Source organism: Chryseobacterium antibioticum (genome assembly GCF_012927325.1).
Classification (GTDB): domain Bacteria; phylum Bacteroidota; class Bacteroidia; order Flavobacteriales; family Weeksellaceae; genus Chryseobacterium; species Chryseobacterium antibioticum.
On record NZ_JABBGI010000005.1, the window covers coordinates 1 to 25,179 of the forward strand.

Below are 25,179 nucleotides of genomic sequence, written 5' to 3' on the forward strand. Positions count from 1 at the left end.
AAAAGGAGATTTGATTATCTACGACAGAGGGTTTGCGTCTTTCGATTTTATGTATGAACATAAAAAAAGAGATCTAGACTTTGTCATGCGGATGCGTTTGGATTTTAATCTGGTTATAAAAGATTTTATGGCAGGCGGTAAACATTCGCAAATAGTAAAAATGTATCCCGGGAAAAACACCAATTTAGCAGGAAAACCTTATGATAAAGACACATTTCTGATAGTCAGACTGCTTCGGATTGTTTTAAAGGGAGGCGAAACCGAGATTTTGGCAACATCTTTTGAGGATGAAAATCAATACAAAAATGAAATCTTTAAAGAGCTCTACTTTGAAAGATGGAAAATAGAAACATATTATGACGAGCTTAAAAACAAGCTTAAAATAGAAGAGTTTTCGGGTTATTCCAATCAAAGCATACTGCAGGATTTTTATGCTGCATTGCTGGTAAGTAATATTCAAAGCCTTATTGTTGAAGAGATTAATGAAGAACTTCAGGAGAAAAAAGAGAACAAAAAATATATTTATAAAGTAAACACCTCATTGTCTTATGGTTTTTTGAAAGACAGAATACTGTCTTTACTTTTTTCAAACACTAATATAAATGAGCCGATGGAAGAGTTAAAAACTCTTTTTAGAGCACATCTAATTCCTGTAAGACCTCAAAGATCAAATAAAAGAAACATAGGTAAATACAGAGCGAGAGCCAAGCCCATAGTCTCTAAAAATCAAAAAGATAGCTTATGAAATTTTACTAACTTAATGACATTGGGGCAGAGCCCCGAAGTATTAAAAGTCAAAAAGTGTAAGTTGAGCCTCATGCACTTTTTGATATTCTTTTTCTTTTCCTTGATTTTCTATATATTTTTTAATGACATCTTTGTTTCCATATTGACCTACTGTGTTTGCGTAATAACCACTTGTCCAAAAATTTCCACCCCAAAGCTTAGCTTTAACTTCAGGAAAACGTTTGAAAATCTCTTTAGCTGTGATACTTTTTACTTTCATACAAATTTCACTAATTGACAAATTTGGAACACTTTGTATCAAAAAATGAACATGGTTATCTTCATAACCAATTTCTAAAAAATGAATTTCATAGCGATGAGACAATTCAATACATATTTCTTTCAAGCCAGTTCCAACTTCTTCACTTATAACCGAATTCCTGTATTTCACAGGAAAAACAATATGGTAAAGAAGTAAGGTTTTATTATGTCTTTTCAAAATATGATCGTCCATAAATCAAAGCTACATCTTTTTATTCTTTTGAAAAACCATCCGTTTTTCAAACTTTTCCTCTTTTCACCCCGAGGCAGAGCCTCGAGGAATTCTTTAGATTAAATTACAATCTAGTTTGTAGTCCTGCAAAGGTTCTTATTGGTACTAATGGAAAGGTTATGCACTCTTCTTGCGGCGGTGGCAATAATATGGTGATCGAACAGAAGCTCGACAGTATAAGGGCTATTAAATTAAATCCATAAGACTGACTGTTTTTATGTTTTTTTAATCAACCTTTTTCAGGACGAGACAAAACAATAAAAAACCGAGCTTATGGCTCGGTTTTTTATGATCTTATGGTTAAGCCCAAAAACGGGAACATATAATCACAATAAATAGCTGAAAAATAAATTTGAGATTATTCTTGTTAAGGACTATATCAAAAAAAGTATACGATGAAGGAAAGGCTCAAGGTTTGTTAATATGGCTTATTTTTTAGGTTTATATTTTTTTAATTTGTCGTCAATGTAATATGCTTTTTCTGTTTCCCCTTCGCGAACCAAAAAATAAAATTTTAAATTTTTTCTATCTTCTAAATTATACCCATCACCCAAATTCTTATCTGTACTGTAGTTAATTTCATCAATTTTAAAGATTTTTTGTGGTCTGATTAACCAATTCATTGTTAACAAATCTAATACCCCATACAATTCATTATTTGATTCGATGGAATAGCCATAATATTTCCTTTTTATAGAATGCTCTGAATCGATAAAAGCGAAATAGCCCTCTGTTTGACTTCTGCTATTGCTGATTATATCATTTATGAGTTTTTTTTCTCCATTCATATTTATGAAACCCTGTTCTCCTTCTGTAGTTTTGTACTTAAACCAAATGTTATCATTTCCTACATAGACAAGGTCTAAATGTGAATAATCAAAATCTAGATTTTTTACAGTTTCACCACTTGATTTTATAACTGCATATTTATTTTCTTTAATAGCAATAGCGAAATCCTCATTCTTATATTTGAATAATTGCGGACAGTAAGTATAAGTATCTGAAAAAGAAAAAATTGAATTATTGACAACATAAAATCCTTTTGAATATCCTTTTTTTATAGGACCTTCTGCTGGAGAAACGTCAAAAATTTGCCAGTTTTGCAAAGATACTTCCATTTCTTTTGTGGTATTGCTTATTTCAAAATAGGCAATATTATTATAATTCCCTCTTAAATTTGGTTGGGCAAAATCTAATTGGTAATAGTTAGGTAAAACAACTATTTTATTGTTTTTTGCGTTTAAATAACCCATCCCTTTTTCAGTTTCATAAGGAACTAAATTTTTAAAGTCTGTTGCCTTAATGTTTACAAAGTCCTTTTTAATGATGTTTTTAATACTGTCTTCATATTTTTCCTGTGAAAAAGCAGAGCTACAAATAAAAATAAAAAGTGGTAATAAGGATAATTTTCTGGTCATAATTTTTTTTGATTGATTTAAAAAAATAGGATATTAAGTTCTCTTGCTTATAAACGTTTGCTAGTAATGAAAACGAGTATTTTCGGCGAACAAAAATACAATTAAAAAACTACTCTATCGAACCACAAAAGGAATCTATAGACGCAGCGCTTAAGATTTTTGCTTTAAATGTCTATGAATTTCCAAAATCAGGAAATGTCTATGACAGTCGGGGCGAAGCTTATTTTAATAAAAAAGAATATGCATTATCAAAAAGCGATTATCAGAAATCATTAGAATTAGACCCAACCAATAATAATGCGAAGGAAATGATTTTGAAAATCAATCAAATTTTTTCCGCCAAAAATTAAATTAAATTTTTAATATTACTTAATAATAGTGTTTTTTGACAAAACACATTTACTCTTTATATTTCCTTTTTGATACACAGCTAAACGGCGCCGCTTTAAGATAAGCGGCGCCGTTTTTATTCTTTTTGATCCCAGACTCAATCAGATTAATACTTTTTAAATGTTCAAATAAGCATTCTGCTTAAGAAATATCTCTATTTCAGAATTTTCTATCCTAGGATTTGCACCGGAGTAACTCGCTACCAAAGCACCGACAGCGCTTGCAAAATTTAGGGCATCAACAGGATTTTGATCTGACAGCAATTTCGCAATCAGGCTTGCCAAAAAAGAATCTCCTGCCCCTACCGTATCTGCCACTTTCACAGGATAACCTTCGTGTCTATACAATTGATTATTCCATAACAGGATAGATCCGTATTTTCCTAAAGTTACACATATTACCCTAGTATTTGTTTTTTCTGATACGAACTTTATATTTGACTCAAGATCATCAGATTCAAATCCCATTCCGGCAGCAATTTCCAGTATTTCCTCATCATTAAATTTGATAAAATCTGCACTATTCATAAGCTTTTCCAGAAGCTGAATATTGTAAAATGGCTTTCTTAAATTCACATCAAAAACTTTAAACATTGTATCGTTGGAATCTAATAGGGAGAAAAGCGTCTTTTGAGAAACATCATTTCTGCAGGCAAGGCTTCCATAGAAAAAAACATCAGCTTCTTTTACGGTATCTATTATTTTTTCATCAACACTGATAAAATCCCACGCAGAAGGAAACTTGATTTCGTACGTTGCGGAGCCCCGCTCATTTAAAGAAACCTGAACAATTCCTGTGTCATATTCCGGAGAAACAATGATTCCGGCAGTTTCAAGAGTATTTTCTTTGGTGTAATCCAGGATTACCTTTCCGTCTTCATCATTGCCTACGGCACTGATCATTGTAACGGGAAAGCCATACGAAGCCGTTCTGAGAGCCAGATTGAGAGGCGCTCCGCCAATTTTCTTCTCTTCTCCAAAAACATCGAAAAGTACTTCTCCAAAACTTATTACATTAATTTTCTTATTGATAAACATTAATTGGGATTTTTGATATTGATATTATGAATTCTCTGAAGAACTAAAAATACTCCATTTTTTATTAACAATATTATAAATTCTATTGGTGAAAGCTATTTTATCATTGATATAGATCACACAAACGTCGTTGCTTATGGAAGCCATTATAGTATATGATGTCCCTGAAACCGAACTTAACGAATAAGATAAGACCAATCAAGCCATTAATGATGAAAAATGACAATTTCATAGTTGAAAATTCCCATAAAAAGAGAAAATGTTGCAGAAATAGTAAAAAATATTACCTTTGGACAGGAAGCAGATTAAAATGAACAATGGTCATGAATTTATCAGTAAATAACTTGAAAGGTTGGTTCTGGAAATAAACTGGAGTTTAATTTTTTAAGGCTAGCATTAGCTGTAGGCCCTCTTTTTTTGAAAATAGCCAAAAATGCAAATTATTCTACTTCAAATTGTTATATATTATCATAAGAGGCTTATTTATAAAAAATTTTACTTTAGCTGTTGCCGACAATCGAAAGATTATAATGTCTGTCTGTACATCTCATGTTAGAATTAATTCAAATGACGTCCTAAATAAACGGGAATGATAAAAAAATGTTTTTTATTTTTAACAAACTATATGAAGATACTGAAAACAACTTTAACTCCCCAGTATAAGTTGCCTGCAGCTTTATTTATTGTATTGTATTTTATTTCAACAGGAACTTTATTTTCTCAGCAAAAAAAAGAAATGCAAGTTCTATTATATAATGCGCAACAAGTCTTGTATTCTAATCCTGAACAATCCTTAAAGTTTGCTCAACATATTGCAAAAAATTCTAAATCGTCAAAGGAAATTATACAAAGCTATTTGCTTATCTCAAAGAGCTATCTTATTGAGGGTAAATATGATCAAGCAATAGAAGCATCTGAAAATGCAAAACGTATGGCAGCAGAATCAAATGACGATAGCTTACATGTAAGTTCATTATCGTTGCTGTCAGAAATTATGAATTTTTTAAACTTAACTGAACTTTCTACAAAATATAACGATGAGGCTAAGCAAATAATAAAACGGAATTCTAAACTTCACAAAGAATTTAAAGAAATAGAGATTTCTGAGATCATAAAAAAAGACGCAAAGCTTTCTCCTGAAATGGATTTGACATATGCAAAAATCACCAAGGGAACATTATTTACACAAATAGCAAAAAGGTATTTAGAAAGATCCGATTATGATATGGCTTTTTTATATTTCTCCAAAAGTATGGAAAATCTTGAAAAAAAGAGTAATATGGATTACTGGGAAATGCTAAATTTCATTAATTATAGCGATTACTTCTTCAATAATAAACAATATGAAACGGCAGTTGAGGTCCTGTATAGAGCCGCTGAAAAGCAAAAAAAAATTAGTAATCCCTTTTACGAAAAAGAGATTAATGAAAAATTAATGAAAAGCTTTATCGCTCTAAAAGACAGTGAAAAATCTCAGGAATATTATCAAAAACTGAATATTGCAGAAGTAAATACTGAATCCCAACTTAGTTTAGCCAATGAATGGGTTGTGACTCATTATGAAAACAAAAAAAATAACATTGTCCATCTTAAAGAAAGAAAACAAAAAAATATTATATATATATCACTTACTTTTTTATTGATCATAGTGGTGGTAGTGGTGGTATTTCAAAGGAGCTATAATTTAAAAATAAAGAATAAAAAAGACTTCATTCATTTTTTTGAAATAATGGATCAGTCTAATCATCAGGAACAAAAAAACAAATCCTTAAAGCCTATCTCAGTTTCTTTGGAAACCGAAAAAAACATACTTACCGGATTAGACAAATTTGAAAAAAGCAATAAATTTCTGAATGACAATATGTCTCTTCCACTTTTGGCATCCCAACTAAACACCAATACAAAGTACCTCTCGAAAATATTAAGTGATCATAAGCAGAAAAATTTTAATTTCTACGTCAACGAATTAAGAATCAACTATATTATTAATAAATTGAAAACAGATCCTCAATATCTTAATTTTAAGGTAAGCTATTTAGCTGAAGAATGCGGATTTGCTTCACATAACAGTTTTACTTTTGCTTTTAAAAAACATATTGGGATGTCCCCGATATCTTTTATAGATTTTATTAAAGAAGATAAAAAGAATAATGCTCACAGACTATAGAAAATATTACGTATTGCTATGTATTCTCAGTATTAATTTATTTGGACAGGAAAATCCAGATAGTCTTTTGAGTGCAGTTCGATTAAAGCTTTCAAATAATCCGGATAAGGTGATTGAAGTGGCAGAAAAAGTTCTGGATTTAGATAATATAAATAATAAAACTAAAATTGATGCTCTTTTTTCCCTGGCCAATGCATATACCGCGAAAAGAAATTTTAAAAAAGCGTTGCAGTATGGTTTGCAGAGCAAAAAAATTGCAGAAGAAAATCATTATATAAATCATCAGATAGGAGCTCTAAACGTTATTCTTCTTCAATATTATCAGTTAAAAATGTACGATAAGGCTCTTTCATATTTAGATATAGCTGATGGTTTGGTACGATCCTACCCGCATAAGGATTCCATAAGAGGATTAATAGGAAACAATTATGCTTTACGAGGGATGATTTATAATTATCAATTTAATAATGAACTGGCCATAAAATTTCTTAAAAAATCAGTAGCTGAATATCAAACTGACCCCAACAACCCATATATGATTGCAAATCAATGTATTGCAATACAAAATATTGGATCTTGTTATTTAAATCAAAATAAAATAGACTCTGCACAGATCATATTTTCTGAAGCAATAACATTAGGAAAAAAAATAAGCAATAATAACGCATTAGGATATGCATATTTGGGATTAGCACAAGCAAATATTCTTGTAGCCAAAACTACAGAAGCTGAATACAATCTTAACAGTGCTCTATTACTTTCAAAAGAATTACGTGATCCCTTTTTAGAAAGAGATTTATACAAGTGGGTATCCTTAACAGCATTGCTAAAAATGATTGGGCCAGATACTATGAATATTTAAAAATGGGCAGGGTTACCAATAATAAAATACTGAAATTTGAAAAAGATTTCATGAATGATATAATCCGTGTATCCGATAAAAGATACACAGAGAAAATAGAGACCAGCTCACAAAGCTTTTTTTATACAATTTCCATCATATTTATCTTACATATTCTTGCTATCTATTATCTTATTTTTATGATAAAAAAGAAAAAAAACATCATAAAATCACATCAGTCGGTAATAGATAATCATTTGAAAAAAAACACCAATAAAAGCGATTAAAATACTGTATATCAAATGTTTAAACATTATCGTTTTTCCTGAATTTCCATATCTATTCACTTTCATTTACCCTTAATATCCCTTTACATTTGTCCATAATTTAATTGAAGGACAGTGTTTAGGGATATTTCAATTTTGTTCCAAATTTTCAAAATTTTGATAGTTCTCTACCTGTAATAATTTAATTATTTCAAGCAAGATGTTATGTTCCCATGACTATTCTTAAGATTAAAAAACTATTAAATATAATTATTAAGAAACTACACAAATGAAGAAAAACAAAAACAAGGCAATTGCTTTTTTTGCTTGTTTGTATATTTTTCTATGTCCCTTTCATCTGATTTTTGCACAGATTACCATAGTGGGAAATGCAAAAATGTTTATAGGTGCTCGGACGTCTGTATATATTAACGAAGACCATTCTTCGGATGTTATCGTATACAATCCCTCTGAAAATTTTATTCTAAAAGAAAAAAATAAGAGCTCAAAGTTTAAAAAGAAAACAAATAGAAAGAACAGTAAAATTAAGACGGCTAATACGTATAAGACCGTTCCGGTAAAATATAAAATTCAAACCTGTCCGGCCAAGTCTGCGTATTTTTTTAATAATAATCCTGATTGTACTGTGGCTGTGGCACAATCAAATTTTCATTCAAAAGTATTAGGGAAATATTTAAATGTAGATTACTTCTTTTATTTTAATGTTTCCCTCAGATCAGTGATAGAAATAGGTGATGTAAGCTACACTAACAAAACTTTAAAGTTCACTTATTTTATTCGCCCCCCCCCCCCGGACAATAAAAACTAAAACTACACAGTATTTTATTTAATAATGCTGTCAATAAGTATTCTATGATTTTCATTTAGAATATGTCAATTTATAACACAACAAAATCTATGGTATTTAAAATATACTGATTTTATATGAAACTACAAAAACACAATACAAATAAGGTTTATTTAAAGGTCAGCGGCATGCTACTGTTTTCGATCTTTAGTATGCTATCTGTCTTACAAGCCCAGAGCCTCCTTTCGGAGAGCTTCAACTATTCCCCCGGAGCTTTGTTGACGAGCAGCAACTGGACCGCGCTAGCAGGGACCGGGACTAATAATATAACGGTTTCCAATGGTAATCTTGCTTATGCTGGTTCTATTGGTAACGAAATGGGAAATAAAGTCTCTTTAGCCAATAACGGACAGGATGTCTACCGTACTTTTACCAGTACTGCAGCTCCTGTATACTCCTCACTCGTTGTCAATGTGTCAGCGGCTAATGTAGTAGGAGATTTCTTTTACTCAATAGGTACAAGTGGAGCTCCGGCTACAACGGTAGGCGCTAAATTGTTTGTTAAATCGAATGGATCAGGCTTCAGTTTTGGGGTCCTGAGAGGAACCGGAGGAACACCCGTTTATGAAACTACAGTAAGACCGTTTAATACCAATGTAATGGTGGTCTTGAAATATGAAGTGGTACCAGGAGCCACGAATGATGCCGTGAAACTATATGTAAATCCAGCATTATCTTCAGAACCAGCAATAGCAGATGCAGTATATACAGCAGCTGTTGGTGCAGATGCAGGGGCTTTTTCTGCCATAGCTCTTCTGCAGGGAACAGCCGTGACAGCTCCTACGCTGGAGGCAGATGGTATTAATGTAGGCACTACCTGGGCAAGTGTAGCTTCTCCTGTTTATGATTATGGAGATGTACCTACAACCTACGACCTTACAAAAGACGGAGTTTATGCTCCTGCAGGACACGGTCTGTTGACAGGATTTGGATTAGGAAGCATAATTTCCGATCTTGAACTTTCACCATTGAGTGTAGCTGGAGGTGCAGATAATAATGGGAGCAATGGAGACGGCACAGATGAAGATGCTGTTAATACTGCATCGAATCAGATGAGAAAGGGAATCGTTTACAGTTTAAGCGTACCTGTTATAAATAATGCCGTATCAACTAAATACTTATACGGTTGGATTGATTTTAATAATGATGGAAGATTCCAGGTTGGAGAGGCAGCACCAGTTGTCGCTTTTTCTGCAGCTGGAAGCAGTACTCAGACACTCACCTGGACTGCAGTTCAGACAGCAACTATTGCTACAGGAACATCTAACCTGTATGTAAGATTAAGGATTTCAGATCAGTTACTTGCTGACTTTACCACTGCAGCCTCCGGAGGAGCTCTTATTGATGAACGGAGCGTTGGAAATGGAGCAGTCAGTACTGTTAATGCTGCTGATGCTCCTACAGTACCTGATGGCGAGGTGGAAGACTACCAAATAGCCGTTGTAGATACATATGAATATGGAGACCTGCCTGTATCTTATGAACAGCCAGGAGGAACGTCCTTACCTGCACGTCAGCTGTTGAGTTCTTCTTTAAAGATTGGTGCTACAACAGATATAGAGTCAGCAGCCCAAAACGTGTCGCCGGGAGCCAATAACAATGGAACAAACGGAGATGGATTGGATGAAGACGGCATAGACCCTACTGCGGTTTCGATTACCCCCAGTACCCTCTTTACACTCCCGGTAAATGTGACGAATATTTCCGGTGCAGCAAGCACATTATATAGCTGGCTGGATATTAATAAGAATGGAGTGCTTGAAGCAGGAGAAGTTGCAACAGCTGCTGTTAGTACAGGAACTAATGGTACTGCTGTTAATTTAAGTTGGACATCTGCTCAGACTGCGAATATTTCCGGTACGGAAGTCTATTTACGTCTGAGACTTGCAGGTACAGCTTTGGCAGATAATGCAGCTACTGCTGCTTATGATGAAAGAGCATTTGCGGATGGTCTTAATACAGGAATTTACGGTACCGCTCCAGGTATTGGAGAAATAGAAGATTACAGGATTTCAGTAAATCCAGGGTATGATTTTGGAGATGTGCATGTATCTTATGATCAGCCTGCAGGAGTCTTAATTCCGGCACGCCAGATTCCTGGTATTACTTTACGAATTGGAGCTACTACCCCTGATGTAGAATACAATGTACAAAGCGTTGCCACTGATGCAGATAATAACGGAACTAATGGAGATGGACTTGATGAAGATGGTATCAATCCTGCTCTGTATCCTGTAACACCTACTTCTGTATTTACACTGCCTGTGAATGTCACCAATACTTCTGGAGTTGGACGTACATTATACGGATGGCTGGACATTAATAACAATGGAATTTTTGAAGCCGGGGAAGTGGCTACAGTTTTAGTGGCTAATAACGCTACCACAGTAAATTTAGCTTGGACCGCAGCGGTCACAGGTAAAATCGCAAGTTCATACGTGTATTTACGTCTAAGATTTACAAATGCAGGGTTATCAGACAGCGGTGCTACCACCGGTTATGATGAAAGAGCTTTTGCAGATGGACTTATTACAGGAGTTTACGGCACAGCTCCGGGTATCGGAGAAATAGAAGATTACAGACTTGCCGTAAATGCAGTTTTTGATTTTGGTGATGCACCTGAAAGCTTTGAGATTAATAATTCTATAGACGTAGTACCAGCGAGACATATTCCTGCTTCCACATTGTATTTGGGAAGTATATATGATACGGAATCTTCTAATAATGCGGTAGCTGCAGGGGCAAATAACAGTGGGATTAATGGGGACGGAGCAGATGAAGACGGAATATCCGGGACACTGCCACAGCTTAATTCTACTACCACAAGCTACAGCGTTAATGTTAATGTATATAAGACCATTGCCGGAACTGCTACATTGCATGGCTGGATCGATATGGACGGAGACGGACGTTTTTCGGCATCTGAATATACTTCTGTAGCTGTAACAGGAACTACTGGTGCACAAACTGCTGTACTTACCTGGTCTGCACCGTTCTATTTTGATACAGGTGCTGCAACAAGCTATATGAGACTGCGTTTTACTACTGCAACTCTCACGGACAATGCAACGACTGACCTTATAGACGAACGTTCTATAGGAGACGGGCTTAACATAGGAGTTTACGGTACAACATATGCCAATGGAGAAATAGAAGATTATCCTGTACCGCTACCTGCTCCTGTTATTATTGATCCTAATTTAGATTCTGATGGAGACGGTGTTCGTGATATCCTGGACCTTGATGACGATAATGACGGGATACTGGACGCTACTGAAGGTCCTGTTTCACTAAATGATTCTGCATTTAAGCTTTACAATACCCCAAATTTTCAGGGAACTACGGCTTATCAATGGAATTTATATGTTACAGGAACAGCGGGTACTACGGTAACCTATACCCCTTATGGCGGAGCAGCCACACCAGCTGTGATTCCAGCCTCTGGAATTCTGGTGATTAATCTACTACCCGCACAAATACCAGACTGGCCTTTAAATACTGTAACCAGCGGAAAATATGTGCAGGTATCTTCTTCTTCTCCTGTTTCAATTCTACAGGAAATACAAGGAGCTCCGGCGGCGGATGATGCTGCAGTAGTATATCCTCCTTCTGTATGGGGTACAAAATATACAGTTAATTCCTACCCATCTACTTTTACTAATGGTATACAGATTTTCAGTGCCAGCGATAACAATATGGTGGTTGTTAAAAACAAAGCTGGAGCAACTGTTGCATCTTTTACCCTGAATAATGGCCAGAATTATGTTTATGACAACGGCACACCAGATTCTACAGGTTTTACCGTGACTTCTACTAAATCTGTAGGTGTAATGACATACAACAGATGTGCAAACGGGACTGCAGGTGCCTGTGATAATCTGGTAGAATACTTATTGCCGGACCGATTACTGGGGACTAAGTTTTTAACAAGAAGTGCTGCAAATACAGGCAGAATGACAATTACTGCAACCAAAAGCGGGACCGCAGTAAAAGTAGACGGAGCAATTGTAACCGTATTAAGTAATCCAGGGGATACTTATACTTATACACAGAGTATCAATACTTCTGAAATTATTGAAACCAGTGCTCCGGTGCAGTTTACTAAAATAGTACCTTATAACTATGATCCTTCACTAACAACCATACAGGATGTAACTAAGGCTACCTTAGGGCCCGCTATAATGTCGATTCCAACGACAATGACAACATCAAACAGCTTGACAATCTTTGTTAAAACAGGAAGTACAGGAAAAATGCTGTATAATGGCAACCCAATCAGCGGATGGGCGCCTTTCAGCTATGATTCTACCTATTCGTATGTTACATTAACAAATGCCAACGGGATCACGGCCGGTTCTTTAGTTAATATAAGCTCTACTACCGGAGATGTTCCATTTATGACCGACTGGTACGGAACAGGAATTAATATCACTGCTGCAACACCTTTATCTATAGGTGGGATAAGTGTGGTGTCAGGGACAAATTCTGCTAACAGCTACAAAGATACCGATGGAGACGGAATACCGGATTATCTGGATCTCGATTCTGATAATGATGGCTGTCTGGATGCCTTAGAGGGAGATGAAAATGTAACCGCAAATCAGCTAGTTAATGCTGGCGGAACACTTACGGTAGGTATCGGCTCTACAGCTTCTAATAAAAACCTTTGTGCTTCCGGCGTATGTGTAGATGCACAAGGCGTACCCGCAGTAGTAAACAGCGGTGGGGCCGCAGATGTCAATGGAAGTCAGGGACAGGGAATTGGGAATTCTGAAAATTCTTTACTACAAGATGCTGTCTGTCTGCTTACGCCATTCTGCTACAAACCTGGAATAACAAGCGGTACTGCACTGGATAGTAAAGCAGGAATTACCTCTCTGAACAGAGCAGGGTCAACAGATCCTGATAACTGGCCAATGATCCGTAAGGGAGCATGGATGGTACTTGAATCCAAGACCAAAGGGTTTGTAGTGAACAGACTTCCTTTTAATGGAACAGGTAATCCTGTAGGAATTCCTGCAGTTGATTTTGTAGAAGGGATGATGGTGTATGATACAACAAACAATTGTCTGAAAACGTATACATCAACAGATGGTGGAAGTACATTCAGCTGGCAGTGTTTAAATACACAGACCTGTCCTGAATAAACTACCCCGGGGCAGAGCCCCGAAGTATTAAAAGTCAAAAAGTGTAAGTTGAGCCTCATGCACTTTTTGATATTCTTTTTCTTTTCCTTGATTTTCTATATATTTTTTAATGACATCTTTGTTTCCATATTGACCTACTGTGTTTGCGTAATAACCACTTGTCCAAAAATTTCCACCCCAAAGCTTAGCTTTAACTTCAGGAAAACGTTTGAAAATCTCTTTAGCTGTGATACTTTTTACTTTCATACAAATTTCACTAATTGACAAATTTGGAACACTTTGTATCAAAAAATGAACATGGTTATCTTCATAACCAATTTCTAAAAAATGAATTTCATAGCGATGAGACAATTCAATACATATTTCTTTCAAGCCAGTTCCAACTTCTTCACTTATAACCGAATTCCTGTATTTCACAGGAAAAACAATATGGTAAAGAAGTAAGGTTTTATTATGTCTTTTCAAAATATGATCGTCCATAAATCAAAGCTACATCTTTTTATTCTTTTGAAAAACCATCCGTTTTTCAAACTTTTCCTCTTTTCACCCCGAGGCAGAGCCTCGAGGAATTCTTTAGATTAAATAATAACATAAGCTAAAAGCAAAAGTAATAGATATTTTTTCTATTGCTTTTGCCCAAGCTTTTTAACTTAAAATTTATAAAATGAATAAAATAATAGTAAGTTTTGCATTAGTCTGCATTGTGGGCATAAAGGCTCAGGTAGCCATAGGAAAAGCTAGTGTTACTAATCCTTCGGTCTCATTAGAATTTGCAAATACCGAAAACAGAGGGCTGGTTCTTCCTTATGTAGAAAGTAACAGCGGGATTTCTGAAAATGGAACTCTTATTTACAACACAGCAGATAAGAAAGTAAAATACCTTAAGGGTGGAAGTTGGTTTGACTTAAGTGTAGATACCACAGGAAATGCAGATCTATCCATACAAACTACCAAAGCTGAGAAAACAGGAGCTAAGGTAAGTATTGGAACACCTACTTCAACAGACGGCATTTTGGTTTTGGAGGACAATAACAAAGCGATGATTCTTCCTAAAGTAGCCAGTCCGCATTTGAATGTTATCAATCCTGCTGCAGGAATGATGGTATATGATACGACAGCCCGTCAGTTGGCCGTGTACAATGGGACGGTGTGGTCTTTCTGGAAACCATAGTCTTACTCTAAATACACTATTCTTCAACCAGGTAGTTAATGTATCCGTTTTTCATAAGTTCTGATCCAAAAATTACTATGGTTGAAGTTTTAAATATTTTAGTCAATTATAAACATCAATAAATTTATCAAATATGGATCGTAACTTTAAAAATATTCATGTAGGATCCCTAATTAAGCAAAAGACAACAGAGCTTGATATGGAAATTGATCGCATTTGTAATTTCATGAAATGCAATGAGCAAGATGTAGAGAAGATGTTTTTGCAAAAGGACATTTCTACAGATTCTTTATTAAAGTGGAGTAAACTATTAGAATATGATTTCTTTAGATTATATACCCAACATTTGATATTTTTTTCACCTCCAGCAAGAAACAATCCTTATAAAGCTGAACAAATATCCGAACTTCCACAATTCAGAAAAAACATTTATACAGGAGAAGTCATTGATTTTATTTTAGAACTCATCAATTCAGGCGAAAAAACAAAACAACAAGTTATTGACGAATATAGAATTCCCAAAACCACACTCTTTAAATGGATCGCAAAATACAGAAAAAAAGAAACTAAATAAACACTCATGTAAAAGTACCTCCTATTCTTATATTATGTATTATGGATACAACGTCAAATAAACATCAATAATATAACAAATTTGCTTAACGATTTCCGCCCCTGAACCCTTAATATGGCGATTTAGATTTTAACTACACAAATGATAATTTTTGTTAAGGACGGGGGGATGGGAATTGTTATTAAAAAAATAAAATTATGGAAAAAATGATGCCTAATTACAAATTAATTTATGGAGATATTATTAAAAAAAAATATCCTCATAAAAAGCTTCAGTGCCATACTATATTGAATAAGGAGCAACTATCTGTTTTAGATGTTATCAAGCTAAACGATATTATTTTTGATAGCACTCACAAAGAAGCAGGTATATTTAATCAAATGCTGCGCTCGTATGATCAGTCTGCCATATTGGAGATTTTGGATTATCAAAAAGCAAATAAGCTAAATAATACTCAGCTAGCACTAGAATTTAAACTTAGCAGAAATAGCATCAGTAAGTGGAAAAAAATATTTGTCGCATAAAACTGATCATCTGATTTCTGTTTACAACCATTATAACTTTTATGATGATAGAATAAATATATCAACACAATCACCAAACACACATTTTTTATTATGAATGCAAAAATTTTATTTCTTATGTTAGGGATAATTTCCTCTGCATTTAAGAGCCAGGTAGGTATCAATACCAAAAATCCTCAAGCAACTCTAGATGTCAATGGGGATGTTATGATACGAAAAGTAGATACTTTAGCTACTCCAGAAAATGGGAGCAGAATATTAGTATTAAGCAATAATAATACTATAAATCAAATAGATGCGGATCATTTATTAACCCCAAAAATTATTGTAAAAGGATTAGGCGGTACAGGATTCTCCCTCTTATCAATCAGTTTATTGAATGGATGGCTTCAGGTATCTTTTCCTACTCTGGAAATTGACGATGGGAACAATTATAGCCTGTCTCAACAAGAATTTATTACCCCAAAAACCGGGATTTATAATGTCTATTTTTTTTTAGAAATGGCATCTCTTCTTTCTGCATCAACTACAGGAATTGGGATTTTTAAAATTGGTATTTCTGGTAATATTACCTTATTATGCGAAGAATCTTTTGCCAATATCAACGTTTTAGGTATAGGGGTTTCTCCACCTACCAGATCCACACAAACCATTGTAAAACTCAATAAAGGAGATAAAATTACTTTTGGAATGAGGGGTGTCGTATTATCTAATATTAGTCTATTAGCCAATTCCAATGCTCAATTTTCTATTTTGCAGGAAAGATAGATTAGATATGGTTTTCTCTATTCATTTTTTAATAATGATGCAGACTTTTATTAATTATCTAAAGTCTGCATCATTGATTGGAAAGCTAAAGAGTTCTAAATCCCAGCTAAAAAATCAGGTGATAAGATACTTGAACTGGTACATTCAAGTATCTTATCATCACAATTTATAATCCTTGAAGATTACATAAAATCAGGACATCCTATTTATACTGAAAATCAATTAATTAAATAATAAATATGCAATAAATCATCTATAAAAGTGTTTGAAGATAATCCTGTTATGCTCACACACAAATGGCATCACTTTAATAGAGGTGACGCCATTTCTTTATATGACTATTTTTATAAAGTGCCCCATTTTAAACAAATAAAAATTCCATAATCAAAATACTTGTCTAGTTTAAATTCGTAAAGACGAATAATCCTTCTCCTTCTAACTTGAGATGATATAAGAAAATTTTCACTTTCAGGACTCCAGAATAACCCAACCTTTTAACGCTTCAAAAACCGTCATCAGTTTTGTTGGTATTTTCTTATCCTCTACTGTATCAAGTTTAAGAATTGAAGCTATTTTTTCTTCTTCTCCGCGTTCTACTAATTCTACCCAATCAGGATTAACGATCAAGGTTCTGCCTATGGCTACCATCGATACACCATAGTCTAAAACTTTATCAGCCATCGCAGGCGTAGTAATACCTCCAGCTACAAGTACAGGAACTCTGTTGTTCACATAATTGTTTAGTACAACTGATATTGGCTCTTCTGAATATTTTGAATCAAGTGGTTTTTGATTGACAGCATTCAGCAGAGAGAAATGTAAATAATCGATATTTTCTTCAATCAATTGATCCATTAAAATGAAAGTGTCTGGAAGTCCATAGGTCTGTTGAGGCATTTCTTCAGGTGAAATTCTATACCCTATTAAAAAAGGACGATCAGCATATTTTGAAACTACATCTTTTACCTCTCTTACAATTTCCATACTAAGTCGTAGACGATTTTCCAGAGAACCTCCCCATTGATCATTTCTTTTATTGAAAAAAGGTGATATAAAATTCTGAAGCAAAAATCCGTGTGCACCGTGAATTTCAACACCATCAAAACCTGCTTCGATGGCTCTTCTGGTGGTATCGCCAAATGCCTTGATCATTTCCAGAATTTCATTTTCGCTCAATTCTTTCGGAAGATTTTCTTTATCAGAAAGCAGTATCGGGCCACTTGAGACCGCGCTTGCACTTACTACTTCACCATTTGGAATAAGACCCGGAATTGCTTTGTTACCTGCGTGAAACATCTGTAAAATTGCCGGAGCTCCACCCCTTTTTGCAGCATGCGCAAGCTTCTTCAGACTTGGAAGAAACGTATCGTCGTATCCTGCAAATTCGTGGGTAAAACCAATTCCATTGGCCGTTACGTGAGTACATCCCGTAATGACCAATCCTACTCCATTTACTCTTTTATGGTAATATTCGACCTCATCGTCAGATATAGTGAAGTCTTCATTCGATGCCCAAGTAGTCATTGGCGACATCACCATTCTGTTTTTTAAACTGATTCCTTTATTAAATGTTAAAGGAGAAAATAGATTATTATATTTATTCATTACTTTTTTATTAAATATTAAAAGGCCAATAAGTCATAACAAGATAATTTACAACAACTTGCAAATTCACCCTCAGCCATATACATACACATTGGCGAAGTGATGATTCTGTTTCTAACCGTAACTGATTTGAAGGTCAAGGGACTGAATAGTTTTGACATTTTTTTCTTTTTTAAACGTAAAGTTCCTCTGGAAGCCATAGAATGCTCCCAGTAAAAACTTTATCGTTAAGATTATTTTGATTATTTATCGTAAAGATGGAAAAGCTTTGCAACTACTTTCCACTCCCCATTAATTTTGATTAATGAATGGTAATCTGTGAAGTCTTCATCTGCAGCGTCATGCTCCATTTCAATACGAACAATTGCTGTAGTGGTTGTTTTGTGTAAAACAGTCAGATTGGTTTTGATATTTGGTGCTGCGCCAAATTTCTCAACATAGGCATACAGATTATCTATGCTACCTTGTGAAAGATCATTGCCTAAATGACCGTACATGATTGCATCCTGGTGAAAGGTCTTTTTTAATTCTGCTACGTTTCCTGTTTTTAATCCGTGAACATAGCCTTCCATTGCTGCTAAGACCTCTTCATAATCCTGAACAGTGTTGATATTTTTGTTTAATGACATTATTCTTATTTTTTAACTTGATAAACTTTACTGATGATTTTCCAATCGCTGCCGTCTTTTACCAAGGTGAACATATCTGCATATTTGTCCGGCCCAAACTGAGATTCGATTCTTACTATTGCTGCATCACCTTCTACATCTAATGTCGTCAGTTTGTAGTTTGCTTCCATTGGCTCTGCTGCGGAAAACCCATCGAATAATACTTGGATTGGAACACTTTTCAATACGCCGTTTTCAGACCACGACATTGTTGCGGTGGATGCGAATGCTGGTTTTGCAATATTGCCATCCCCTTTTTTTCCTGATTCAACATATAAATCTATTGCTTTCAGGATACCTTCTTTTTGTTCTTGATTGTTTTTCATAACTTCTGTTTTATTGTTTTGATTACTTTGATTATTTTTATCTTGACAGGAAATCAATAACCCACCAATTGTAAAAGCTGAGATCATTGCTACCGCCGGGATTGAGGAAAATATCTTCTTAGAAATTCCCCCAATACATTGCCTCAAGCCATTAGTATTAAAATCTGCAGAATTTGGAACTGCGTTTTTTTGTTCGGAAATGTTTTTCATAAATCGTCTTATTTTAGTTAAGTATTGTTATTTTTATGAGTATAATGTACTGCTCTATCGGACAGAATAATTAAGCTCTTTTTCTATAACAAAGGTACAATGACGAAGACATGATGGCTTTTCTAATTAGCTCAAAGATTTTGACTAATTAGTCCTTTTTGAAAGTGGGAATATAGTGTCGAAGTTTCAATATTAAATCAGATTTGATATGAAAACTTTTTTAATGAAATTGAAATATGCTTAAAGACTGGGATTTAAATAATTGAATGCCAAATCTATCGAAGTTGATTGAGTGCTTCATCAATCGGAGTATTGCCATCATGTATTAAGATGACCTTACCAATTGTTAAATCATTTTCTAATATCGCCACAAGGGTATCTACAACATTAGATATAGAATTGGATCCTGCGCTGATCACATTAGTCTCTATTCTTCCTGTTCCTTGTTCTTCTTTAAGCGCCCCGGGTTGTAAAATAGTATAATCGAGTTGGGTTTGAGTAGTGAGATACAGATCAGCATAGTGCTTAGCAATATTATAATCCGTTAAATCCTTTAGGAAAGATTCTTTCCAGTGCTCCGGTTGCAATGCGAAAACAGAACTCAACATAATATAACGCTTAACTCCGACTTTTTCTGCAGCTTGCATCGTTTTTATCGCTCCGTGTAAATCTACCTGCAGAAGATTTTTCCCACGTGATCCGGAAACAAAGTAAATAGCATCAATACCACTCATACTTTCTGCAATCGCATCTACATCACTTAGCAAATCGATAAAGAGGTGCTCGAAATTATCCACCTTATTTTCTGAATTAGGATTTCTTGAACCTGCTAAAACCTGATGTTGAGCAGCTAATCTAGCTACTAAAAGGGAGCCTACTCTACCATTTGCTCCAATAACTAATACTTTCATAAGTCAGATTTAAATTACCTATTAACGAGACACACTTGGTGCCTGCCCGTGAAATTCTTTGTATATTCTTGAAAAATGAGAGACATTTTCAAATCCCAGGGAATAACAGACATCTGAAACCGACAAAGCTGTAGTTTCCAGCATATCTTTTGCTTTTTCCAATCTCTTTTCCCTTATCCAGGTTGCCGGTGCAACATTATATATATTCTGGAAATCTCTCTTAAAGCTTGACAAACTTCTGCCGGAAAGATAAGCCAGTTCGGATATAGAGACTGGTGAGGCATAATGATGTTCCACCACATTACGGATGTCAGTTCGTACAGGCTCGTGTAATTGGAGGATTTGTAAAAACATATTTCGGTTACATTCCGCCACATCATATAGTAATTCCATAATCTTTAGGCGAAGTTGTCCGGGATGAACCACAGAATGATCAAAAAAGTAAGGCTTCATCGAATGAGCAAATGCAACCAAACATTCATTCATTGGGTAAACGCCTGTTTTGATTTCTCCTTCAGGTTTTGACACCTTAATTTCTGAGGTGGACAAAAAGGACTTTAGAAGATCATCTTTGATGCTGAACATAAAGCTGTCGTAGATATTGTCGTTTTCAGCATTGCCGAATTTATGATATTTTACAGCGGTAGCTTTTTTTAGCAAAATCATATCGTTTTTGCCAAGTGTATATTCCTGTTTACCATAAGTCAGAACAACAGATCCTTCCAATACAATGAGTAGTAAATGCTGTTCGAGGTACATTGTTCCTTTAACTTCCGTACTGTGTATGCACTGCTCGATTATAGAGCAACCATCTAACATTAAGGCATTTTGTGGAGCATCGCAACCAATCAACGAAGTTGGAACTTTTATCATTTTTTTCATTATAATTTCATTTTGTAGCACTCAATTTGGTTAATTTGATCCATACTAATTTAGGCATTAAGCTTTAATTCATAGACAATGAATTATATAAAGTGGTCTTATGTTCAATTTGGAATATACAAATCTATGGGTTCTCTAAAAAATAGAATATCCTTTTTAGTTCAAATAATCTTACTAATTAGTTCAAATTGTATGATATATTGAAGAATATTTTGGTACATTTCTCAAATATTTTCTTATTTATTCATCAAACTAAATTTTATAATTCATCGCGGTGCAAGAATAAAAAGTGATAACATTTCTTAAAAGATCTTCAAATACCACATTTAGTTGTCAATAACAACTATAAGTAATGTAAATACAACTATAAGTTTTCTGTTTTTTTCGATTCTGTAAGGGCATCTCATATACCTTTGTAGTACCAAAAAAAATATATTATCTATGTTAAATACAAAAATAATTGGTAATAAAATTACCTTAGCACGAAAAAAAATGAATGTATCTCAAGCTCAGCTTGCTCAGCGTCTGTTCATTAGCCCTCAGGCGGTCGGAAAGTGGGAACGCGGAGAGTCAATGCCGGACATCATTACTTTAAACCGTCTCGCTGCAATTCTAACCGTTGATCTTAATTATTTTTCAGAAGGCTTAGAACCTATGGCTGATGAAATAATATCCGTTGAATTTTCAGAAAAAGAGCCGACTGAATTGAAGTCATCTAGTATTGTACAATCGTCTCCCGAAGTGAAGGAGAAAAAACTCACCTGGGATATGTCAGACGGAAACTGGGTAGATGCTGACTTTTCAGGCTTAAAAAACCTGAATGAAAAATTCAGTTCCTCCAATATGCAACGCTGCAAATTTATAGGTTCGAATTTATCCGGTCTTCTTTTAAAAAATAACCATGTTGATAATTGTGATTTTTCAAGTTCTGATATCAGCAACAGTCAATTTCAGAACTCCCATTTAGTGGGTAATCTATTTAACGACACTTTACTTAAAGCAGCTGAATTTTCAAAAAGCTATATAAAGGGTTGTGATTTCTCGGATGCTAATCTTACAGGGGTGAGGCTTCAAAAAAGTAGTCATGTTGAAAGCAGTGGATTTTCAAATTCCGACATCAGCAGCGGACATATTCAGAATTCAAGCCTGGCCAGCAATATATTTAATGACTGTTGCCTGGAAGAAGCTGAATTCCTGGAAAGTCATATCAAAGGGTGTGATTTCTCCGGATCGGAGTTTACCGGAACCAAGTTTAAATCAGGATCCTTTGTGGATAATACCATTGAAGATGCAAGGTGGAACCGCACTTCTTTTATTGGGATACAGCTTGAGGATATCATTTTCGAAGGTTCGTTGGAGGACTGTTCTTTTGAAAACTGTACCTTTAAAAGAGTAACCTTCCAGAATTCAACTCTTATTAACACTTTCTTTAAAAATAATAGTTTGAAACGGATCCAATTCATTGGCTGTAAAGTGGATAAGATAACCTATGCTTTTTTGAAAAACGGGAAAGCAGATATGGCTGATATCACATTGTTAACACCATAAAACAAAAAATAAAATTGCCATCTCTATACAGGGGTTGAAAAAATCCTATAAGAACATTCCTGCATCGACAGGTGTAGATTTTGAAATAAAAGCAGGCAGTATTTGCGCTGCCTGCTTCCAACGGAGTAAATATCTTGCTTGCAAAGTAGATAAAGCCTGTCGCCCACAAAACGAAATGATCTACCGTATTTATAGAAGAGTTAACGCATGGGTTAGAACGTGTTAACCGATATTTATAACCAAAAGCTCATCAGCTTTATTCCATGCGTTTTTTATTTGTACAAAAGTACGACAGCTCACTTACACTCCATTTACCCCATATATTACTAAAGTTTGCTTTCCCATATACCATAAATTTCAGTCTTTGTTATCTTAAAATAGAATCTACTCACATGGTTCTTTGCTCAACTCCGCGTTTTGAAAACAATAGTATAAAGTCAAAATTAAAATGCACTTTTTCGAATTAAAACACTGAAAATAAGCATTTTAATATGTAAACATTCTTTTTCAGAGTATCTATGTAGTATGTTCAGGCATACTAATAAAGCATCTGCAGCGTATCTCATTTCTTTATTACAGGTTAAAATAATATTAATCTTGCATCTTAATTACTCAGATGGTGAAAATGTATTTAAAGAAAAGAAGTTACGGTATGAAAGAAGCATCCAGCATGCTTCTTTTGCTATGCTCTTTTTATAACACCAATGCACAATTATACATCGGAACAGGTGGTAGTCTAAATATAAAAGATAGTATTCTTTTTCAAACAGAGAGAAAAAATAATCCGGTTCCATTATATGTAAAAGACACCACCACAGTACATAATCTGGAACAAATTTCCAATATTAAAGTGGTTGTGCTTTCTTCTCCTATTCTACAAAAATCATCACAGACCTCTTTTGCTAAAACTATAAAAAAACCTAAAAACCTAAAAATAGAAAAGAAGGTTTTAAAATTGGTTTCCAAACAGGAAGTCTATCTATCTGAAAATGAAAACTCTGTTATAGTTTTTAATGAGAAATCAGGAAATATTGGTATTATCATAACCAATACTTTTAAGGAAAAACAAGGAATATTACAGAATAAATATAAGATGTTTCCTGTATGCGAAAATAAAGTTTTTCCAAAACAATCTCTCAAAGCCGGATTATTCGAAAGGACTTTTCTAATGGGAATAAAGATCCGTCCTCCTCCTTCTTTTAAATACACTATATAATAAAAAAACACAATTCAATATATCAACAACTCAGGGAAAAGAGTAATGGTAAAGCTCTTTTCTCTTTTACCAATTAAATTTTTACACAAAATGAAAAATAAATTTTATACAATCTTTGCATTAGCGATCGGTTCGTTAGCATTCGGGCAGGTGGGTATTAACACCCAAAATCCACAAGGAATTTTCAATATAGATGGTGCCAAAAATAATGTGACCACAGGAACTCCCACTGCAGCACAGTTACAAGATGACTTTATTGTAACGGCATCAGGATCTACAGGTATCGGCGCAACTCCCGACGCATCTGCTATTCTGGAGCTTAATGTAAGCCAGCTTGCATCAGGAAGCAAAAAAGGATTTTTAGGTCCAAGAGTAGCTTTAACAGCATATAACGACGCGGCTACAATCCCCAGTCCTGCAACTGGATTATTGGTATACAACTTAGGAACAGCTGCCCTTACCTTTCAAGGATATGTATATTGGGACGGAACCCAATGGAGACCTTTGGACGGACGTTCATTACAGCCGGGTACGATAGGCAGTTTGAACTGTACAAGTGCTTCTCTGTTTCCGATCTCCTATACCGCAGGTACTCCTTATCAGGGTACAATGTCGGTTCCTTATACAGGAGGAAATGGAGGAATATACGCTGCACAAACTATAGGACCTGTAAACGGACTTACAGCAACACTTCCAGCAGGTAATTTTGCACAGGGATCCGGTACTTTAAACTATACTATTTCTGGTACACCAACGGTATCCAGCCCGAATACAACAACATTTCCCCTTTCAATCGGAGGCCAAAGCTGTAGTGCAACAGTTGGCCTTGGAAAAGTACTTGCTCCGGGAGAGTATCAGTTCTTTACTTTTACATTACCAGCGACGTATGTAGGATTATTGAGTACATATATTGGTGGTACTTATGATGCTATTTTAGGACAAAAGGTAAGATTGGACCTTGATTTTACCAGTAGTTCTAATTCAGCAGGCCCAGTTAGTTACAATCCTCGTTTGGTCAATGTTTCTAGTTCTAACATTAAAGTGTGGTATGCAGCATTATCGAGCGTAACCCAACAACGTCGTTCTAATGTTTTACTCGCTCCGGGAGGTTATCTGGAAACAGATAATGGAATTTATCTTGGCTATGGAGATAATATGAATAGTACTTCAACAGCGATTACTGCAACGTCTGGCGATAGAACTGGATCTGATAATTCTCAGGAGATAGAAACCGTAGATTTAGTTATAGACGGGATTTGGTACAGAATAACCGTTTTTGTTACTGTAGATAACCTAAATGACGCTGTTGTTGCTAATAACATCCGACGTGTCTTTATGACTGCACAAAGAATGTCTAATTAAA

23 protein-coding genes are annotated in these 25,179 nt (G+C 34.8%); 13 read left to right on the plus strand and 10 right to left on the minus strand.

The window, feature by feature from the left end:
* A partial coding sequence (locus tag HHL23_RS04880; RefSeq protein WP_169233695.1) for a transposase occupies positions 1–745 on the plus strand: 745 nt, incomplete at its 5' end.
* Between the two features lie 42 nt (positions 746–787).
* Here HHL23_RS04880 and tnpA (HHL23_RS04885) read toward each other — a convergent pair.
* Entirely contained in the window at positions 788–1,240 is a 453-nt protein-coding gene (tnpA, locus tag HHL23_RS04885; protein WP_169233696.1) for an IS200/IS605 family transposase, read from the minus strand.
* A gap of 467 nt (positions 1,241–1,707) precedes the next feature.
* Positions 1,708–2,697: a hypothetical protein gene (locus tag HHL23_RS04890; RefSeq protein WP_169233697.1), complete on the minus strand. Its 990-nt coding sequence runs from the start codon at positions 2,695–2,697 to the stop codon at positions 1,708–1,710.
* 155 nt (positions 2,698–2,852) lie between these two features.
* Between HHL23_RS04890 and HHL23_RS22980 the strand changes: the two genes are divergently transcribed.
* The gene (locus HHL23_RS22980) at positions 2,853–3,047 is read left to right on the plus strand and encodes a tetratricopeptide repeat protein (RefSeq protein ID WP_317174669.1); all 195 of its coding nucleotides are present in this window, start codon (positions 2,853–2,855) and stop codon (positions 3,045–3,047) included.
* Between the two features lie 156 nt (positions 3,048–3,203).
* On the opposite strand, the gene HHL23_RS04900 is transcribed toward HHL23_RS22980, so the two are convergent.
* Positions 3,204–4,124: a carbohydrate kinase family protein gene (locus tag HHL23_RS04900; RefSeq protein WP_169233698.1), complete on the minus strand. Its 921-nt coding sequence runs from the start codon at positions 4,122–4,124 to the stop codon at positions 3,204–3,206.
* A 24-nt stretch (positions 4,125–4,148) separates the two neighbouring features.
* Positions 4,149–4,322 (minus strand): glycoside hydrolase domain-containing protein, encoded by a 174-nt coding sequence (locus HHL23_RS22890; protein WP_394354148.1) that lies wholly within the window; start codon positions 4,320–4,322, stop codon positions 4,149–4,151.
* A gap of 427 nt (positions 4,323–4,749) precedes the next feature.
* Here HHL23_RS22890 and HHL23_RS04910 point away from each other — a divergent pair, with 427 nt between their 5' ends.
* The 4 genes from HHL23_RS04910 to HHL23_RS04925 all read left to right on the plus strand — a co-directional run bounded on the left by HHL23_RS04910 (position 4,750) and on the right by HHL23_RS04925 (position 13,413).
* The gene (locus HHL23_RS04910) at positions 4,750–6,291 is read left to right on the plus strand and encodes a helix-turn-helix domain-containing protein (RefSeq protein ID WP_169233700.1); all 1,542 of its coding nucleotides are present in this window, start codon (positions 4,750–4,752) and stop codon (positions 6,289–6,291) included.
* The gene (locus tag HHL23_RS04915) at positions 6,275–7,153 is read left to right on the plus strand and encodes a tetratricopeptide repeat protein (protein WP_169233701.1); all 879 of its coding nucleotides are present in this window, start codon (positions 6,275–6,277) and stop codon (positions 7,151–7,153) included. The genes HHL23_RS04910 and HHL23_RS04915 overlap by 17 nt, the downstream gene beginning before the upstream one ends.
* Positions 7,154–7,687: 534 nt before the next feature.
* A complete protein-coding gene (locus HHL23_RS04920; protein WP_169233702.1) occupies positions 7,688–8,227 on the plus strand; it encodes a hypothetical protein in 540 nt (179 codons plus the stop codon).
* 116 nt (positions 8,228–8,343) lie between these two features.
* On the plus strand, positions 8,344–13,413 hold the full coding sequence (locus tag HHL23_RS04925; RefSeq protein ID WP_169233694.1) for an IgGFc-binding protein: 5,070 nt from the start codon (positions 8,344–8,346) through the stop codon (positions 13,411–13,413).
* 27 nt (positions 13,414–13,440) lie between these two features.
* On the opposite strand, the gene tnpA (HHL23_RS04930) is transcribed toward HHL23_RS04925, so the two are convergent.
* Positions 13,441–13,893 (minus strand): IS200/IS605 family transposase, encoded by a 453-nt coding sequence (gene tnpA / locus HHL23_RS04930; protein WP_169233696.1) that lies wholly within the window; start codon positions 13,891–13,893, stop codon positions 13,441–13,443.
* A 184-nt stretch (positions 13,894–14,077) separates the two neighbouring features.
* Between tnpA (HHL23_RS04930) and HHL23_RS04935 the strand changes: the two genes are divergently transcribed.
* From HHL23_RS04935 to HHL23_RS04950, 4 genes are all read left to right on the plus strand, one after another.
* The gene (locus tag HHL23_RS04935; RefSeq protein ID WP_169233703.1) at positions 14,078–14,584 is read left to right on the plus strand and encodes a hypothetical protein; all 507 of its coding nucleotides are present in this window, start codon (positions 14,078–14,080) and stop codon (positions 14,582–14,584) included.
* A 133-nt stretch (positions 14,585–14,717) separates the two neighbouring features.
* Positions 14,718–15,158 carry a transposase gene (locus HHL23_RS04940; RefSeq protein ID WP_169233704.1) on the plus strand — a complete coding sequence of 147 codons (441 nt, stop codon included), beginning with the start codon at positions 14,718–14,720 and terminating at the stop codon, positions 15,156–15,158.
* A gap of 197 nt (positions 15,159–15,355) precedes the next feature.
* A complete protein-coding gene (locus HHL23_RS04945) occupies positions 15,356–15,682 on the plus strand; it encodes a helix-turn-helix domain-containing protein (protein WP_169233705.1) in 327 nt (108 codons plus the stop codon).
* A gap of 93 nt (positions 15,683–15,775) precedes the next feature.
* Positions 15,776–16,450: a hypothetical protein gene (locus HHL23_RS04950; protein WP_169233706.1), complete on the plus strand. Its 675-nt coding sequence runs from the start codon at positions 15,776–15,778 to the stop codon at positions 16,448–16,450.
* Between the two features lie 468 nt (positions 16,451–16,918).
* On the opposite strand, the gene HHL23_RS04955 is transcribed toward HHL23_RS04950, so the two are convergent.
* From HHL23_RS04955 to HHL23_RS04980, 5 genes are all read right to left on the minus strand, one after another.
* Positions 16,919–18,055, minus strand: a complete 1,137-nt coding sequence (locus HHL23_RS04955; RefSeq protein ID WP_169233707.1) for an NADH-dependent flavin oxidoreductase — start codon at positions 18,053–18,055, stop codon at positions 16,919–16,921.
* 242 nt (positions 18,056–18,297) lie between these two features.
* Positions 18,298–18,684 carry a nuclear transport factor 2 family protein gene (locus HHL23_RS04965; protein ID WP_169233709.1) on the minus strand — a complete coding sequence of 129 codons (387 nt, stop codon included), beginning with the start codon at positions 18,682–18,684 and terminating at the stop codon, positions 18,298–18,300.
* A 5-nt stretch (positions 18,685–18,689) separates the two neighbouring features.
* Positions 18,690–19,259 carry a nuclear transport factor 2 family protein gene (locus HHL23_RS04970; RefSeq protein ID WP_169233710.1) on the minus strand — a complete coding sequence of 190 codons (570 nt, stop codon included), beginning with the start codon at positions 19,257–19,259 and terminating at the stop codon, positions 18,690–18,692.
* 275 nt (positions 19,260–19,534) lie between these two features.
* Positions 19,535–20,170, minus strand: a complete 636-nt coding sequence (locus HHL23_RS04975; protein WP_169233711.1) for an SDR family oxidoreductase — start codon at positions 20,168–20,170, stop codon at positions 19,535–19,537.
* A 21-nt stretch (positions 20,171–20,191) separates the two neighbouring features.
* Positions 20,192–20,989, minus strand: a complete 798-nt coding sequence (locus HHL23_RS04980) for an AraC family transcriptional regulator (protein WP_169233712.1) — start codon at positions 20,987–20,989, stop codon at positions 20,192–20,194.
* 555 nt (positions 20,990–21,544) lie between these two features.
* Here HHL23_RS04980 and HHL23_RS04985 point away from each other — a divergent pair.
* The 3 genes from HHL23_RS04985 (at position 21,545) to HHL23_RS04995 (ending at position 25,178) form a co-directional block, all read left to right on the plus strand.
* Positions 21,545–22,600, plus strand: coding sequence for a pentapeptide repeat-containing protein (locus tag HHL23_RS04985; protein WP_228464632.1), 1,056 nt, complete (start codon positions 21,545–21,547; stop codon positions 22,598–22,600).
* Between the two features lie 652 nt (positions 22,601–23,252).
* Entirely contained in the window at positions 23,253–23,816 is a 564-nt protein-coding gene (locus HHL23_RS04990; protein ID WP_169233714.1) for a hypothetical protein, read from the plus strand.
* Positions 23,817–23,906: 90 nt separating this feature from the next.
* Complete coding sequence (locus HHL23_RS04995; RefSeq protein WP_169233715.1) at positions 23,907–25,178, plus strand: hypothetical protein; 1,272 nt, start codon at positions 23,907–23,909, stop codon at positions 25,176–25,178.
* Position 25,179: the final 1 nt, after the last annotated feature.